At 62.2% G+C, this 15,682-nt stretch carries 13 protein-coding genes; 10 read left to right on the forward strand and 3 right to left on the reverse strand.

What is annotated here, in order from left to right:
* Positions 1-48 precede the first annotated feature (48 nt).
* Both fsrB and AB7828_RS25460 read right to left on the reverse strand, forming a co-directional pair.
* Positions 49-1,338 (reverse strand): siderophore utilization protein FsrB, encoded by a 1,290-nt coding sequence (gene fsrB / locus AB7828_RS25455; RefSeq protein ID WP_309947729.1) that lies wholly within the window; start codon positions 1,336-1,338, stop codon positions 49-51.
* Positions 1,339-1,444: 106 nt separating this feature from the next.
* Positions 1,445-3,643 carry a TonB-dependent siderophore receptor gene (locus tag AB7828_RS25460; protein ID WP_441231504.1) on the reverse strand — a complete coding sequence of 733 codons (2,199 nt, stop codon included), beginning with the start codon at positions 3,641-3,643 and terminating at the stop codon, positions 1,445-1,447.
* Between the two features lie 647 nt (positions 3,644-4,290).
* Here AB7828_RS25460 and petA point away from each other — a divergent pair.
* The 10 genes from petA to AB7828_RS25510 all read left to right on the forward strand — a co-directional run bounded on the left by petA (position 4,291) and on the right by AB7828_RS25510 (position 14,988).
* Positions 4,291-4,818: a ubiquinol-cytochrome c reductase iron-sulfur subunit gene (gene petA / locus AB7828_RS25465; RefSeq protein ID WP_068733107.1), complete on the forward strand. Its 528-nt coding sequence runs from the start codon at positions 4,291-4,293 to the stop codon at positions 4,816-4,818.
* Positions 4,819-4,877: 59 nt separating this feature from the next.
* Positions 4,878-6,947 carry a cytochrome c1 gene (locus AB7828_RS25470; protein WP_184513370.1) on the forward strand — a complete coding sequence of 690 codons (2,070 nt, stop codon included), beginning with the start codon at positions 4,878-4,880 and terminating at the stop codon, positions 6,945-6,947.
* A gap of 169 nt (positions 6,948-7,116) precedes the next feature.
* A complete protein-coding gene (locus tag AB7828_RS25475) occupies positions 7,117-8,046 on the forward strand; it encodes a bile acid:sodium symporter family protein (RefSeq protein ID WP_315840559.1) in 930 nt (309 codons plus the stop codon).
* On the forward strand, positions 8,043-9,011 hold the full coding sequence (locus AB7828_RS25480) for an SDR family oxidoreductase (RefSeq protein ID WP_441231505.1): 969 nt from the start codon (positions 8,043-8,045) through the stop codon (positions 9,009-9,011). The genes AB7828_RS25475 and AB7828_RS25480 overlap by 4 nt, the downstream gene beginning before the upstream one ends.
* Positions 9,008-10,285, forward strand: a complete 1,278-nt coding sequence (locus AB7828_RS25485) for a flavin-containing monooxygenase (RefSeq protein WP_439057120.1) — start codon at positions 9,008-9,010, stop codon at positions 10,283-10,285. The genes AB7828_RS25480 and AB7828_RS25485 overlap by 4 nt, the downstream gene beginning before the upstream one ends.
* A 49-nt stretch (positions 10,286-10,334) precedes the next feature.
* Positions 10,335-11,009 (forward strand): dienelactone hydrolase family protein, encoded by a 675-nt coding sequence (locus AB7828_RS25490; protein ID WP_184513378.1) that lies wholly within the window; start codon positions 10,335-10,337, stop codon positions 11,007-11,009.
* Positions 11,010-11,023: 14 nt separating this feature from the next.
* Positions 11,024-11,509, forward strand: coding sequence for a GNAT family N-acetyltransferase (locus AB7828_RS25495; RefSeq protein WP_441231506.1), 486 nt, complete (start codon positions 11,024-11,026; stop codon positions 11,507-11,509).
* A 55-nt stretch (positions 11,510-11,564) separates the two neighbouring features.
* Positions 11,565-12,044: a GNAT family N-acetyltransferase gene (locus tag AB7828_RS25500; protein WP_441231507.1), complete on the forward strand. Its 480-nt coding sequence runs from the start codon at positions 11,565-11,567 to the stop codon at positions 12,042-12,044.
* A gap of 207 nt (positions 12,045-12,251) precedes the next feature.
* Positions 12,252-14,414 carry an anthranilate synthase component I gene (locus AB7828_RS25505; RefSeq protein ID WP_439079309.1) on the forward strand — a complete coding sequence of 721 codons (2,163 nt, stop codon included), beginning with the start codon at positions 12,252-12,254 and terminating at the stop codon, positions 14,412-14,414.
* 28 nt (positions 14,415-14,442) lie between these two features.
* Positions 14,443-14,988 carry an adenine phosphoribosyltransferase gene (locus AB7828_RS25510; RefSeq protein ID WP_068733118.1) on the forward strand — a complete coding sequence of 182 codons (546 nt, stop codon included), beginning with the start codon at positions 14,443-14,445 and terminating at the stop codon, positions 14,986-14,988.
* A 7-nt stretch (positions 14,989-14,995) separates the two neighbouring features.
* Here the strand turns inward: AB7828_RS25510 and AB7828_RS25515 are convergent, their stop codons facing one another.
* On the reverse strand, positions 14,996-15,664 hold the full coding sequence (locus tag AB7828_RS25515) for a hypothetical protein (RefSeq protein ID WP_089262509.1): 669 nt from the start codon (positions 15,662-15,664) through the stop codon (positions 14,996-14,998).
* Between the last annotated feature and the right edge of the window lie 18 nt (positions 15,665-15,682).

Here is a 15,682-nt window from a genome sequence, read left to right on the forward strand (position 1 = left end):
CATGTCAGGCGATAGCGCCTGACATGCAGTCGGACAAGGCCGGCGGCTCTACTCAGCCGGCGCGAGTCGCGTATTCGAACGTGTTTCCGTTGTCTCGCGTACCTTCACGCGTGCGCGGCGCTTGCGCCACCAGATCACCACGCCGGTCACTGAGAGCGCCGCCACCACCAGACCCATCGCCGAAATCAGGATGCGGCCGGGCAGACCCAGGATTCGTCCCGAATGCATCGGGAACTGCATCTGCACGAAGATGTCCGCGGCGGTGCCGACCCAAGGCAGTTTGGCGCCGAGCGGACGGCCGTCTTCGCTGTCGTAAAAAAGCGACGGCGGACCGACGCCTGCGGCGCCGTGATCGTCGCCAGGCTCGAAGAAGAACACCTGATACACACCATGTGCCGGGCCGTAGAACAGCGAGCCGATCGGTGTGGTCCAGCCGCGCGCCTTGCCGTCGGCGGTGGCGCGCTCGAGGATCTGGGCCCAGGTCATCTTGGGTTCGATCGGATTATCGAGGTGACGATACTCACGCTGCTCGTAAGGCGTCGGCGTGTAGTCCGAGAACTTCTTCATCAGCGGCGAAAAGACTTCGAAATACAGGTTCAACGAGAACGCCGTGAACGCGATGATGAAGAGCAGGGCCCAGGTCCACAGGCTGAAGGCGCGGTGGATGTCGAAATTGATCCGGTAGGCGCTGCCCGAGGTCTTGATCATCCAGGCCGGCTTCCAGCGCGCCCAGAACCCCTTGCCGAGTTCGCGCGCGACGGCGGGAGCGGCTCCCGCCTTGACGCGTTTGCGCGATGGTAGTGTCAGATAGAATCCGATGAAGCAATCGATGGTCCAGATGATGGCGATGACGCCGAGGATGCGCATGCCCCAGCGGTCGCTGCCCCAGAATTCCGGGATATGCATCGTGTAGTGCAGCTTGTAGAGAAACGAGACGAAGTTCTCGCGGGTCACGGGCCAGACGGCGCCCCAATAGCGGCGGCCGAGTTCCTCACCGGTGTTGGGATCGAGGAAGATCTGATTGTAATCGAGTGTGTAACGCTTGCTTGTCGTGGGATCGATCCGCGGCAGAACAAAGAACGAGAGCGACTCATTCTTTTCCGGCGTCATGTACATGTGGATCACGCGCGCGCGCGGATCGCGCTGCTCGATCAGGCCCGCGAGTTCGATCGATGGTTTAGCGGGCCCCGCGGTGGTGACGTCCTTCAGCTTGCTGTTGAGGAGATCGTCAAGCTCGTGATCCCACGAGATAACCGCGCCGGTGACGCCCGAGAAGAACAGGAAGGCGGCGGTGAGGAGTCCAGCCCAGCGATGCAGGCGCCCGAAGATTGATCTCATGGCGTTCCGCCCGTGTTGTTGTGGTCGCGTTTACTACCAAGTGTCGCCACTGCCGGTCGAGAGACCGGCGGTGGCGTATTGTCGCGTTTTAGGGTGATTCTAATGTTCACCAGCGATAGGTCAGCTTGGCGACGACTTTGCGCGAGTCACCGTAGAAGCAACCATAAACGGGGCTGTAGCAGGATGAAACATAGCGGGTGTCCGCAATGTTGGTGACGTTGAGCGCGAGCCGGTAGTTCTTCTGATTATAGGCCAGTAGCGCGTCGACCACGGTGGCTCCCGGCACCTTGCTTGTGTTGGCATCGTCGGCCCAGCTATCGCCGATGTAGCGAATGCCGCCGCCGACCTGGACGCCCTCGAACAGGCCGCCTTGCATCGTGTAGTCGCTCCAGATGCCCAAGCGATTCATCGGCACGGTGGTCAGAGCCTTGCCAACATTCACCGGATCCTTGGTGACTTCGATGTCGATGTAGGAATAGGCGGCGCGGACATTGAAGCCGGCGGCGAGGGTGGCGGTGGCTTCCAGTTCGATGCCGCGAGAATTGACCTCGCCGGTTTGAATCGCCGTGAATGGCGCAACAGGCAGGAAGCGAACGACATTTTGCCGGGTCAGGTCGAAGGCGGCAAGCGTGATCATCGCATTGATGCCGACCGGCTGATACTTGATGCCGACCTCATGCTGATGCGCTGTTTCCGGCGCCAGCAGACTGCCATTGGCGATGTTCAGCACCGGCAGGAACGACTCCGAGTAGCTGTAATAGGGCGCCACGCCGCTGTCGAAATTGTAGATCACGCCCGCACGACCGGTGAAGGCCGAGGCGTCGGTGGAGGTCGATGAACCGTCCATGTAGTTGTCGTAGGTCGTCTTGGCGAAATCCTGCCGGCCGCCGAGCTGGACCGAGAGCCGGCCGAGCTTGATCTGGTCCTGGGCATAGATGCCGACCTGCGATTGCTTCACGCGATAGTCTTCGTAGAGGGCGCCCTTGGTCCAGGTGTTGGTGTAGACGGGGTTGAAGACGTTGAGGGGATCGGCGCTGTAGCTCGTGTTGACGTCGGTCGATGTCGTGTTTCGATAGTCGATGCCGAACAGCGTGGTGTGGCTCAGGACGCCGGTGGTGAAGTGGCCCTCCAGCTGGTTGTCGACGGCGATGGAGTTGATCGTAGAGGCCGATGATCCGCCGTAGCGGTAGAGCAGTCCGGCGGTTTCGTCGAGGTACCCGCCGGCATTGATGCTGTCGGATTCGTTGTGCATCCACGAGTAGCGCAGGTTCTGCCGGAAGGTCAGGTTATCGTCGATGTTATGCGCGAACAGGTAGCCAACCGAAGCGATCTCGTTGTCGTATCTGTTGAAGCCGGGTTCGCCGGTGTTGCGGTTGATAGGGATGATACGGCCCACATTCGGATAGATCGTGCCGGATGCCGGCAGGAACTGCAGACCCCAGCCGTTCTTCTCCTTCTGATAATTCGCCAGCACTGTGAGTGTGGTGTCTTCGTTCGGCTTGAAGGTGACGGCCGGCGCGATGAAGACGCGGCTGTCCCTGGCGTCATCGACCTGCGTGCCGCCGTCACGGACCAGGCCGGTCAGGCGATAGAGCACCGTGCCGTCCTTGTTGGCGGGACCGCCAAAATCGAACTCGCCCTGATAGCGGTCGAAACTGCCGCCTGACACCGAGATTTCGCCGAACTGCCGAGCGGTCGGAAGCTTGCTGACATAGTTGAGAATGCCGCCCGGCCCGCTGCCACCATACATCACCGAGGACGGCCCTTTCAGCACTTCGAGACGAGACGCGCCGAAGGGATCGAGGCTGTCGAAATGGATATAGGGCGTGCTGGGCAGTCGCAGGCCATCGAGATACAGCCCCTGCTGTGTCATGTCGAAGCCGCGGATCTGAATGCCGCCATTGCGGGTGTCGGAACCGCCATTGACGTCGCCATTGGCGCCCGCGGTGTAGCGCAGCGCCTGAGTGAGGGTCTGTGCGTCCTGGGTCTTGATCTGGTCGGAGGTGATCACCGAGATCGATTGCGGAGTTTCCATGATCGGGGTGTCGGTCTTGGTGGCGGAGCCGCTGCGATTGGCGACGAAGCCGATCACGGGGCCGCCGGCGCGCTCACCGGCGTTGGGATTGGCTGGTGCCACCGGTGCCGCCTGCGGCGCACGGGCCGTGCGATTGGCGCGGGCGGCGCGGCTGGTCGATGCGCGCTGGGCCGGCCTGGCCGTCGCCGGACGCGTACGCTGCTGCGGCGCATCCACCGTCACTGGCGGCAGGGCAGACTGAGCGTCGGCAGTACCTGTCGGAATCGACAAAGCGAGACCGCTGACGGCGCAAAGACATAGAGCCCGAAGCGTGTGCAGCCGAGTTGCCGATTCGATGAAGTGGGATGTTGTCATGACGCTGCGATGCCCCAGTTAGGCCGGCTCTACCGGTAAAATTTGGATGCTTTCGCTTTAGCGCAGGCGAAGAATGAGAACAGAATTAGGGATTTAGAACGTCTTCAAACGCGCTACTTGAGCGCGATTTGTTGCTGAAACGACGCAGAATTATTCACGATCATGAATTGTTGCTATTTTTGCCTGACCGTCGCGCGAATCATGGCGCGCGAGAGGTGTCCGGAAAATCGGCGGAGCGCGATCGACTGCGAATCGCGATCCCTTGTCCCGCCAAAAGGCTGATGGCCGTTTCCGATAGTCACGACGTGCCGAATTATCCGCCGCGCGGAAAGGCGTTGATTCTGTGGTGCATCGCATCTTGCTTCGCCGATCGTAGGCTTGCACTGCCGCACCAAGGGTGCCAATAGAACGATTCTGGACTGCGTGTTCTGCCTGTTAGGCAAGGACTAGTAGGCCTCTGCCGCCGTGGGGAGAATCGCGGGCGTCGGTTTTTTGCTTCAGGTCAACGCAAAGACGTGACCGGGAGTGTCTAAGCCGGCTGCAGATAAGAAAGGGTTGGGATCGTGACGACAACGTCTTCGGCGGAACACACGCGCCGTGATTTCTTGTTCGTGGCCACTGGGGCAGTGGCTGCAGTGGGCGCCGCAGCCGCCGTCTGGCCGCTGATTTCTCAAATGAATCCAGATGCTTCGACCATTGCGGCGGGTGCGCCGATCGAGGTCGATCTGGCCCCCATCGCCGAGGGGCAGGACATCAAGGTGTTCTGGCGCGGCAAGCCGATCTACATCATGAACCGGACCAAGAAGCAGGTCGAAGAGGCGCGCGCCGTTCCGGTGTCGAGCCTGCCCGATCCGCAGACCGATCAGGCCCGCGTCAAGGAAGGCCACGACCAGTGGTTGGTCGTCATCGGCATCTGCACCCATCTGGGCTGCATCCCGATTGCTCACGAAGGCGCTTACGACGGCTTTTTCTGTCCCTGCCACGGCTCGGTCTACGACACTTCGGGCCGCATCCGTCAGGGTCCGGCGCCGCTCAACCTGCCGATCCCGCCTTACGCCTTCGTCTCTGACACCAAGATCAAGATCGGCTGAGCTGTCGGATCCCATCCGATCTCGCGCCGATAGTGTTTTTCTCTTCTCAGGATCGCATCATGAGCGGACCATCGACCTACCAGCCGACCAATCCCGCTTTGCAGTGGATTGAAAAGCGTCTGCCAATCATCGGCCTCGTCCATTCCTCCTTCGTTGCCTATCCGACACCGCGTAACCTGAATTACTGGTGGACGTTCGGCGGCATCTTGTCCTTCATGCTCGGCGTGCAGATCGTCACCGGCGTGATCCTGGCGATGCACTACACGCCGCATGTGGATATGGCGTTCAATTCGGTCGAGAGCATTGTCCGCGATGTGAATTACGGCTGGCTGTTGCGTTATCTGCACTCCAACGGCGCATCGATGTTCTTCATCGCCGTCTACATCCATATGCTGCGTGGCCTGTATTACGGGTCGTACAAGGCGCCGCGCGAAATCCTCTGGATCCTTGGCGTGATCATCTACCTTCTGATGATGGCGACCGGTTTCATGGGCTACGTGCTGCCATGGGGCCAGATGAGCTTCTGGGGCGCCACCGTCATCACCAACCTGTTCTCGGCGATTCCCTATGTGGGCGAGAGCATCGTGACCCTGCTGTGGGGCGGCTATTCGGTCGGCAATCCGACGCTGAACCGCTTCTTCTCGCTGCATTACCTGCTGCCCTTCGTGATCGCCGGCGTCGTCGTGCTGCACGTCTGGGCGCTGCATGTCGCCGGTCAGAACAATCCGGCCGGCGTCGAGCCGAAGACCGAGAAGGATACCGTGCCGTTCACGCCCTACGCGACCATCAAGGATGGTTTCGGCATGGTCTGCTTCATGATCTTCTACGCCTGGTTCGTGTTCTACATCCCGAACTATCTCGGCGATCCCGATAACTACATCCCGGCCAATCCGGGTGTGACGCCCGCGCACATCGTGCCGGAATGGTACTACCTGCCGTTCTACGCCATCCTGCGTTCGATCCCGAGCAAGCTCGGCGGCGTCATCGCGATGTTCTCGGCGATCATCGTGCTGGCCTTCCTGCCCTGGCTCGATACCGCCAAGACCAAGTCGTCGAAGTATCGTCCGCTGGCCAAGCAGTTCTTCTGGATGTTCGTCGTGGTGGCGGTCCTGCTCGGTTGGCTCGGCGGCAAGCCCGCGGAAGGCATCTACATCATCGCCGGCCGTGTCCTGACCTTCTGCTACTTCGCCTACTTCCTGATCGTGCTGCCGATCCTCAGCCGTATCGAAACGCCGCGCGCAGTGCCGAACTCGATCGCTGACGATGTGCTGGCCAAATACGGCAAGAAGGCAGCCTCCGCGATCGTCGCACTGGTCCTCGCCGGTGGCCTGATGGCCGGCGGCACGCAGAGCGCCAAGGCTGCCGACGAGCATGGCGGCCCGACGCCGCCGTCTCTGAGCTGGTCGTTTGCCGGCCCGTTCGGCAAGTTTGACCGCGGTGCCCTGCAGCGCGGTTACAAGGTCTACAAGGAAGTCTGCTCGACCTGTCACTCGATGAGCCTGATCCACTTCCGCAACCTCGCGGACGCGGGCGGCCCGGGCTTCTCTGCGGCTCAGGCGCTGGCAGTGGCATCCGAGATCAAGGTGCAGGACGGTCCGAACGATGCCGGCGACATGTTTGAGCGTCCCGGTCGTCTCGCGGATCCATTCCCCAAGCCGTTCCCGAACGAGAACGCGGCGCGCGCGGCCAATGGCGGCGCCTATCCGCCGGACTTGTCGCTGATGGCCAAGGCCCGCAACTACGACCGCGGCTTCCCGCAATTCGTGTTCGACTTCTTCACCCAGTTCCAGGAGAAGGGCCCGAACTATATCGACGCCCTGCTGCAGGGCTATGTCGATCCGGCGCCGAAGGATTTCGCGCTGCCGCCGGGCGCGTATTACAACAAGTACTTCCCCGGCCACGCCATCAAGATGCCGAAGCCGATCTCCGACGATCAGGTGACCTACGATGACGGCACCCCGCAGAAGGTCGAGAACTATGCCAAGGACGTTTCGACCTTCCTGATGTGGACTGCAGAGCCGCATCTCGAGGCCCGCAAGCGTATTGGCTTGCAGGTGATGGTGTTTCTGATCATCTTCGCGTTCCTGATGTATTTCACGAAGAAGAAGGTCTGGGCGAACGCTCACTGAGCGTCGCAAACATTCTTTCAAAAGGGCCCCCGATGGGGCCCTTTTTCGTTTTCAGCCTGTGCGCACCCGGACCATGGATTCTCGGGGAGCCGTTGACTAAGCTTCGCGCAAAGGCGGGAGACGCGGGCTCGGTGAGCGTCACGGATATCCACGCTCATCGGGGGGATGGATGGCGGGCGCGGCGATCGACGATATTCTGCTGAACATCAGTCCGGGTGGCCAGATGGCGCTCGGCATCGTGCTGGCGCTAATCATGTATGGCGTCGCGCTCGATCTTCGCGTCGCCGATTTCGTCGATGTGTTCCGACGTCCGGCGGCGCCGCTCGCGGGGCTCGCCGCGCAACTGATCCTGCTGCCGGCGGTCACATGGGCGATCACCATGGTGTTGAAGCCGCAGCCCTCCATCGCGCTTGGCATGATGGTGGTGGCGGCCTGTCCCGGCGGCAACATCTCCAATCTCATCACCCATATGGCGCGGGGCAACACCGCGCTGTCGGTGTCGATGACCGGCATCTCCAGCCTGCTTGCGTCCGTCACGACGCCGTTGAACATCCTGTTCTGGGCTGGGCTCAATCCGCAAACCGCCGCACTGCTGCGCCAGGTGAGCGTCGATCCCGTCTCGTTTATCGGATCGACCGTGCTGCTGCTCGGCGTGCCGATGGTTGCCGGTCTGCTCACGGTGCGTCATCTGCCGGGGCTGGCCGACCGTCTGCGCCGGCCGCTGCAGATCCTGTCTTTCGTGTTCCTGATCGGATTTATTTTGGCCGCAACCGTCACCAACTGGCGCTACATCTCGGTGTTCTCGACCTCGGTGCTGCCATTCGTCGTGCTGCATAACGCGATCGCCGTCGCACTCGGCTGGGGCGTCGCGAAGATCCTTGGGCTCAGCGACTACGACACCCGCGCGCTCACCATCGAAGTCAGCATGCATAATTCCGGCCTGGGGCTGGCGCTGATCCTCACGCAATTCGACGGCCTTGGCGGGGCTGCGCTGGTCGCCGCTGGCTGGGGAGTCTGGCACCTCGTCTCCGGCTGGGCGCTGGCGGCCTGGTGGAAACGGCGCGATCCGCATCCGGCACGCATTGAAGGTGCTGCATGAGCGACGCGATGGCGAATAGCGGCGTGCTGATCACCGGCGCGGCAGGCTTCATTGGTAGTGCTTTGCTGCGCGCACTCGCGGTCGGCGGCGACGGGCCGGTGACAGCGCTCGATCTGCGCGAGGTGCCGCCACAACAGCGCCTCGACGGCGTAGCCTATGAGCACGGCGACATTCGCGATCCCGGCTTGAAGGATGTCATCGCCCGCGTGAAACCCCGTACGGTGGTGCATCTGGCTTCGGTCGTTGCCGTCGGCGGCGACGACCGGCGCGACTATGAGATCGACGTGCTGGGCACGCGCAATGTGCTGGAAGCCTGTCTCGCGGCTGGTGTTGGCCACCTCATCGTCACATCGAGCGGCGCGGCCTATGGCTATCACGCCGACAATCCCGTCCCATTGCGCGAGGCCGATCCGCTGCGCGGTAACGAGGATTTCCCTTATGCGCGCAACAAGCGCGAGGTCGAGGAGATGCTGGCGCGCTGGCGTAGCGATCATCCGCAATTGCGGCAGACCGTGTTTCGCCCCTGCACGGTGCTGGGGCCAACCACGAACAACCAGATCACTGCATTGTTCGAGCGCCCTGTTGTCACCGGCCTCAGTGGCACCGCAACGCCGTTCTCGCTGATCGCCGATTCCGATGTGGTGGCGGCACTGGCGCAGGCCGTGCACACTGGCAAGGGCGGCATCTATAATCTCGCCGGCGATGGTACGCTCAGCCTGCGCGAGATTGCGCAGCTAAATGGCAAGCCGTTCATTCCAATTCCGCCCGCGGTGATGAAGGGCGCGCTGTGGTTGCTCCATGCGTTCGGGCTGACCAAGTTGACACCGCAGAATGTCAAATTCATCCAGTATCGTCCGGTACTCGACAACACCCGGCTCAAATCCGAATTCGGATATTCGCCCAAGCTTGATGCGCGCGCCGTGTTCGAACGCTATCGCGACGAGCGCCCGGAGCCGATGTCATGACTTTCCTTGTCATCGGCGTCGGTCCCGCAGGTCTTGCCGCAATCCAGAGTCTGAAGGCCGCTGGCCATGCTGTGGAAGCCGTCGAGCAGAATGCCGATGTCGGCGGGCAGTGGCTGTATGGCGCGGCGCCGAGCGCAGTCTACGCCTCGACGCATCTGATCTCGTCGAAGCGCACCACGGCCTTTGCGGATTTCCCGATGCCGGAGGACTGGCCGGCCTATCCGGGCCATCGCCAAGTGCTGGATTATCTGCAGAGCTATGCCCGGCATTTCGATCTCTATCCGCTGATCCGCTTCAACACCGGCGTGCGCAGCCTGACGCGGCAGGAAAGTGGATGGCACGCTGCTTTCAGCGACGGCACGTCGGCAGACTATGCCGGCGTCATCATCGCCAATGGCCATCTCAGCGATCCCCTGATCCCCAAAACGTCAGGCACCTTTGATGGCCCACTGATGCATGCCAAGGACTACAAGACCGCCGATATCTTCACCGGCCAGCGCGTGCTGGTGGTGGGCATGGGCAATACCGGCTGCGACATTGTCGTGGATGCGATCCATCGCGCGGATAAGGTGTTGTGGAGCGTGCGCGGCGGCAATCATTTCGTGCCGAAATTCCTCGCTGGCAAGCCGGCGGACGAAGGCAATCACAAGCCGAAGCGCTTCATCATCCCGAAGAACCTGCGCTCAAGGCTGCACGAGCCGATCCTGCGCTTCATCGTCGGCGCGCCGGAGCGTTTCGGTCTGCCCAAGCCGCAGCACCGGCTCTATGACCGCACGCCGATCGTCAATTCGCTGGTGCTTCAGCATCTCGGCCAGGGCGATGTCGGTTTGCGCAAGCCGGTCCGCGAATTCAACGGCAAGTTGGTCGTGTTTGCCGATGGCCGCTGCGACGAGGTCGATCTGGTGCTGCTCGCGACCGGCTACCGGATCACGTTTCCGTTCCTCGGCGATCTCCGTGCACTCGATTGGCAGGAGGCAATCGGCGCGCCGCGGCTGTTCATGAACATGTTTCCGTCGGAGGATAACGGTCTGTATGTCGCCGGGCTGCTGGAGGGCGCCGGCGTGGGCTGGGAAGGGCGTGCATTGCAGGCCCGCGTGATCGCAGCCTATCTCGCGGCCAAGGCCGCGCGGCCGGATGCGGCAGCAGCGCTGCGGCAGGAGATCACGCAATGGTTCGCGCAACCGCCACGGCGGGACGGCGGCGAACACGGACTGTTTGTCGATTTTCTGACTTACAAGCGAGATCTGCAGCGCGCGCTGGCCCGGTTGAGTTGACACGTGAGGGGTCTATAAGTTGCCCCGAACCATTCCAGCGGAGGACATCATGGGAACATCGATCAGCTTCAAGCGCCCCGACGGCAAGGAAGCCAAAGGCTATCTCGCCAATGCCCAGGCCGGCAACGCGCCGGGCGTCGTCGTGATCCAGGAATGGTGGGGTCTGCAGGAGCAGATCAAGGGCCTGGCCGATCGTCTCGCGCTGGCCGGCTTCGATGCGCTGGCGCCTGATCTCTATAATGGCGTGGTCGTGCCCTATCACGACACGGACGCTGCCGGCAAAGAAATGAACTCGCTCGATTTCATGGACGCCACCACGCAGACCGTGCGCGGCGCGGCGCAATATCTGTCGCGCAACGGCGCCAAGGTCGGCCTTACCGGCTTCTGCCTCGGCGGAGCGGTGACCATCATCGGTTCGTGCAAGATCCCCGAACTCAAGGCCGCCGTGGCGTTCTATGGCATTCCGCCGGAGCAGGCCGCCAAGCCCGCCGATGTGCAGGTGCCGCTGCAGGGCCACTTCGCCAATCGCGACGACTGGTGCACGCCTGCGGTGGTCGATGCGTTCGAGAACGGCCTGAAGGTTGCCGGCAAGTCGGCCGAGTTCTTCCGCTATGACGCCGACCACGCCTTCGTCAACGAGCAGCGCGTCTCCGTGCATGACCGTGAAGCCGCCGAACTGGCCTGGGGCCGGGCCACGGCGTTCTTCAAGAAGCACCTGGGCTGAGGTTCTATGATCGGATGCTGATCCGCAGAGCGCGACCCGATGAAGCGGCCGAGATATGCGATGTCTTGCGCCGCTCCATCGCCGAGCTCTGCGGCGCCGATCATCATGACGATCCGGCGATCCTGAGACGTTGGCTCGCCAACAAGACTCCTAAAATAGTGGAGGGCTGGATCGCCCATCCGGACAATTTCGTTCTCGTCGCGGTCGAGGAAGAAACAGTGCTCGCCGTCGGCATCGTCAGACACGATGGCGAGATTACGTGCAACTACGTCTCGCCGGATGCCCGGTTCCGGGGCGTCAGCAAGGCGATGCTGGCACAGCTTGAGGCGACCGCACGGGACCATGGCAACGATGTCTGCAATCTGATCAGCACCGAGACAGCCCATCGCCTGTATCTGTCTGCCGGCTATGAAGACTGCGGAGTGCCACAGGGAAAATTCGGCACGACGTCATCCTTTCCCATGCTGAAGCGGCTCACCGGTGAAGCTCACACATCGTGACGCACAGCCGCGTGGCAGCTTGATGCGACAGGCCTGACCTTGTAGGTCGAGGCCGATGACATCCGACTTCACCATTTCCGATTTGCGCCAGCAGCCCGACTTCTTCGATACCGTCGCCGATCGTATCTGGCAGGCGTGGTGGAAACGCCATGGCGTGCCCGAGGCCTATATCGTCGAGCGACTGCGCGAGAACATGCAGGGGACCGACCTGCCGATCGCGCTGGTGGCCCATCGTGGGCCAGACTTTCTCGGAACGGCGTCGCTGCTGGTGTCCGATCTCGACGAGCGCCCGCAATATACGCCCTGGGTCGCGGCGGTCTGGACCGAGCCCGATGCCCGCAAACAGGGTATCGCCCCGGCGCTCATCGAGCGGGCCTGCCTGGAGGCCTTTTCCCGGGGGCATGCCCGGGTCTATCTCTGCGCTGCCCCGCCCCGTCGGGCCTGGTACGAGTGCATCGGTTGGACCCCGATCGAGGACGGCGTCGGGGCGCTTAAACTGACGGTATTCGTCCGGGAGCGGCCGAGGGCCGTTTAGTCCCTTGACCTTCCGGGCCGGCCATGGTGATTTGCCCGCCATGAGCACCCCTGTCCGCAACAGCCGTCGTTGGTGGCGCACCTCCTGAAGAGGTGGTCGGTGCGATTTGCTTATTTTCAATCGTCGAAGGCCGCCATCGCAGTGCGACGGCCTTTGCTTGTTTGTTCTGTGTGGCGCCCCCTCCGGCATGTTTCCTAAGAGGACACCATGAACAGGACTGTGTTTTCGCTCCCCGCTGACAGCGCCTACAAGACCCACGCGGGTCTCTCCGTGGCGCGCCATGTCGATTATTTCACCGGCGGCACCGCGCTGGACGATCTGATCGTCCGGCTCGACCAGCGCCGCGGCGTGGTGCTGTCGTCGGGCACCACGGTGCCTGGCCGCTATGAGAGCTTCGATCTCGGTTTCGCCGATCCGCCGCTGCTGCTGGAAACCACCGGGACGGATTTCACGCTGACGGCGCTGAACAAGCGTGGGCAGGTGTTGATCGCCTTCCTTGCCGACACGCTGCAGGATCCCTGTATCGCGCTCGACGGGCGGACGATGTCGAAGCTCAAGGGCCACATCATCCGCGGCGAGGCGCCGGTCGAGGAAGACCAGCGCACCCGCCGCGCCAGCGTGATGTCGCTGGTGCGCGACATGGTCGCGCAATTGTTCTCCTCGGACGATTCCATGCTCGGGCTCTATGGCGCCTTCGCCTATGACCTCGTGTTCCAGATGGAGGACCTGAAGCAGAAGCGCGCGCGCGAGGCCGACCAGCGCGACATCGTGCTGTATCTGCCCGACACGCTGCTGGCCTATGACCGCGCTACCGGCCGCGGCGTGGTGATGTCCTATGACTTCACCTGGAAGGATCGCTCCACCGAGGGCCTGCCACGCGATACGCCCGACAGCGGCTACAACAAGGCACCGCGCCAGGGCTTTGCCGATCATGCGCCCGGCGAATATCAGAAGACTGTCGAGAACGCCCGTGCCGCCTTTGCGCGCGGTGACCTGTTCGAGGCGGTGCCCGGTCAGTTGTTCGCCGAGCCCTGCGAGCGTTCGCCGGCGGAAGTGTTCCAGCGGCTCTGCGTGATCAATCCGTCGCCCTATGGCGCGCTGATGAATCTCGGCGACGGCGAATTTCTCGTCGCTGCCTCGCCCGAGATGTTCGTGCGCTCCGACGGTCGCCGCGTCGAGACCTGTCCGATCTCCGGCACCATTGCGCGTGGCGTCGATGCCATCGGCGATGCTGAACAGATACGGCAGTTGCTGAATTCGGAGAAAGACGAGTTCGAACTCAACATGTGCACCGACGTCGATCGTAACGACAAGGCGCGTGTCTGCGTGCCCGGCACGATCAAGGTGCTGGCGCGTCGGCAGATCGAGACCTACTCAAAACTGTTCCATACTGTCGATCATGTGGAAGGCATGCTGCGGCCGGGCTTTGACGCGCTCGATGCGTTCCTGACCCATGCCTGGGCGGTGACGGTGACCGGTGCGCCGAAACTGTGGGCGATGCAGTTCGTCGAGGATAACGAGCGCTCGTCGCGGCGTTGGTATGCCGGCGCGATTGGTGCCGTGTCATTCGATGGCGGCATCAATACCGGCATTACCATCCGTACCATCCGCATGAAGGATGGCCTCGCCGAAGTGCGCGTCGGCGCGACGCTGCTGTTCGATTCAGATCCCGTCGCCGAAGAGAAGGAATGCCAGACCAAGGCCGCGGCCCTGTTCCAGGCGCTGCGCGGCGATCCGCCGAAGCGGCTGTCGGCCTTTGCGCCGGATGCTACCGGTTCGGGCAAGAAGGTCTTGTTGATCGATCATGATGACAGTTTCGTGCACATGCTGGCGGATTACTTCCGTCAGGTCGGCGCCACCGTCAGCGTGGTTCGTCATATCCATGCACAGACCGTCCTGAACCGCGAGAGTTTCGATCTGCTGGTGCTGTCGCCCGGCCCCGGCCGTCCAGCGGATTTCAGCATTGGCAAAACGCTGGATACCGCGCTCGAAAAGAAGCTGCCGGTATTCGGTGTCTGTCTTGGCGTGCAGGCGATCGGTGAATATTTCGGCGGCGTGCTGGGCCAGCTCGCGCAGCCGGCGCATGGACGGCCGTCGCGCGTGCAAGTGCGGGGCGGAAAGTTGATGAACGGTCTACCCAATGAAATCGTTATAGGCCGCTATCACTCGCTGTTCGTCGAGCAGGACAGCATGCCCGATGTGCTCACCGTGACGGCCTCGACCGAGGACGGTGTCGCCATGGCCATCGAACACAAGACGCTGCCGGTCGGCGGCGTGCAGTTTCATCCGGAATCGCTGATGTCGCTTGGCGGCGAGGTCGGCTTACGTATCGTCGAAAACGCATTTCGGTTGGGGCAACGCCCCAACTGATCTCCATCTGAAGAATCGAAAGACCCTGATGACACCCGAACTCGCGCACGATCTCAAAGCCTCCGTCCGCACCATTGTGGATTATCCGAAGCCGGGTATCCTGTTTCGCGACATCACCACACTGCTGGGTGATGCACGCTCGTTCCGCCGCGCGGTGGATGAGCTGGTGCAGCCCTGGGCGGGGCTGAAGATCGACAAGGTTGCCGGCATGGAAGCGCGCGGCTTCATCATCGGCGGCGCGGTGGCGCATCAGTTGTCGGCCGGTTTCGTGCCGATCCGCAAGAAGGGCAAGCTCCCGCACACGACCGTGCGGATCGCTTACTCTCTCGAATACGGCATCGACGAGATGGAAGTGCATGCCGACGCCATCAAGCCCGGCGAACGCGTGATCCTGGTGGATGACCTCATCGCCACCGGCGGCACGGCTGAAGGTGCGGTCAAACTGATGCGCCAGATCGGTGCTGAGGTGATGGCCGCCTGTTTCATCATCGACCTGCCGGATCTCGGCGGCGCGGCCAAGCTGCGGGCGATGAATGTGCCGGTGCGGACGTTGATGACGTTCGACGGGCATTGATTGCCCGTCACGACCCCTGCAGCAGCAGCCCCAGCTCGATCTCCCGAAAGCTGAAATAATTCTTCCTGATCCACTGATGCAGCTCGGTCGATGAATCCTGCTCCGAGCGCAAATAGCCGGTGAAGGAGAAATTCAGCCGGTCGATATAGGTCTTGAGGAACACCGGCAGCGCCGCGATGCGCAGCATGCGGCCCTGCGCCAGCGCCACCGGGATTTCGCCGCGCAGCACGTGTTCGTTGTCGATCACATAAAGCGAATTGCGGGTGAACTGCTGCTGCAGCATCTCGTAGCCGCGCAATGAGGCGCGGTCGCTGTCGCCCATGAAGAACACGATGGGCGCCACACCGCGGCGTGCGGCTTCCTTGGCGAAACCGATCTCGCCGGTCATTTTGAAGAATTCGTCGAAGGCGAAATAGCCGAGGTCGATCACCTTGGCGATGTCGTCGTTGATGATGAGCCGGTCCATCAGCGACATCTTGCCGAACGTGTCATTGACGTCGGCGGTCTCGGTCAACTTCGGCAGGAAATCCAGCAGCGACGGTTCTTTCAGGCTGACATCGAAGGCGGTGACGTCGCCGCGCTGCAGCTTCAGGAATTCGCACAACAGGCGCGCGACGAGGGTCTTGCCGACCATCGGTCGCGTCGAGCAGATGATATAAACGGGCGTGCGTCGCATCGGCGCAATATCAGGCGA

Source organism: Tardiphaga sp. 215_C5_N2_1 (genome assembly GCF_052076055.1).
GTDB classification, from domain to species: Bacteria; Pseudomonadota; Alphaproteobacteria; order Rhizobiales; family Xanthobacteraceae; genus Tardiphaga; species Tardiphaga robiniae.

Bases quoted from the DNA above. Each gene is read 5' to 3' on its own strand.
- AB7828_RS25470 (WP_184513370.1), top strand. From the start codon at position 4,878: ATGAGCGGACCATCGACCTACCAGCCGACCAATCCCGCTTTGCAGTGG.
- AB7828_RS25505 (WP_439079309.1), top strand. From the start codon at position 12,252: ATGAACAGGACTGTGTTTTCGCTCCCCGCTGACAGCGCCTACAAGACC.
- AB7828_RS25485 (WP_439057120.1), top strand. From the start codon at position 9,008: ATGACTTTCCTTGTCATCGGCGTCGGTCCCGCAGGTCTTGCCGCAATC.
- AB7828_RS25490 (WP_184513378.1), top strand. From the start codon at position 10,335: ATGGGAACATCGATCAGCTTCAAGCGCCCCGACGGCAAGGAAGCCAAA.
- AB7828_RS25495 (WP_441231506.1), top strand. From the start codon at position 11,024: ATGCTGATCCGCAGAGCGCGACCCGATGAAGCGGCCGAGATATGCGAT.
- AB7828_RS25475 (WP_315840559.1), top strand. From the start codon at position 7,117: ATGGCGGGCGCGGCGATCGACGATATTCTGCTGAACATCAGTCCGGGT.
- AB7828_RS25480 (WP_441231505.1), top strand. From the start codon at position 8,043: ATGAGCGACGCGATGGCGAATAGCGGCGTGCTGATCACCGGCGCGGCA.
- AB7828_RS25510 (WP_068733118.1), top strand. From the start codon at position 14,443: ATGACACCCGAACTCGCGCACGATCTCAAAGCCTCCGTCCGCACCATT.
- fsrB (WP_309947729.1), bottom strand. From the start codon at position 1,338: ATGAGATCAATCTTCGGGCGCCTGCATCGCTGGGCTGGACTCCTCACC.
- AB7828_RS25500 (WP_441231507.1), top strand. From the start codon at position 11,565: ATGACATCCGACTTCACCATTTCCGATTTGCGCCAGCAGCCCGACTTC.
- AB7828_RS25515 (WP_089262509.1), bottom strand. From the start codon at position 15,664: ATGCGACGCACGCCCGTTTATATCATCTGCTCGACGCGACCGATGGTC.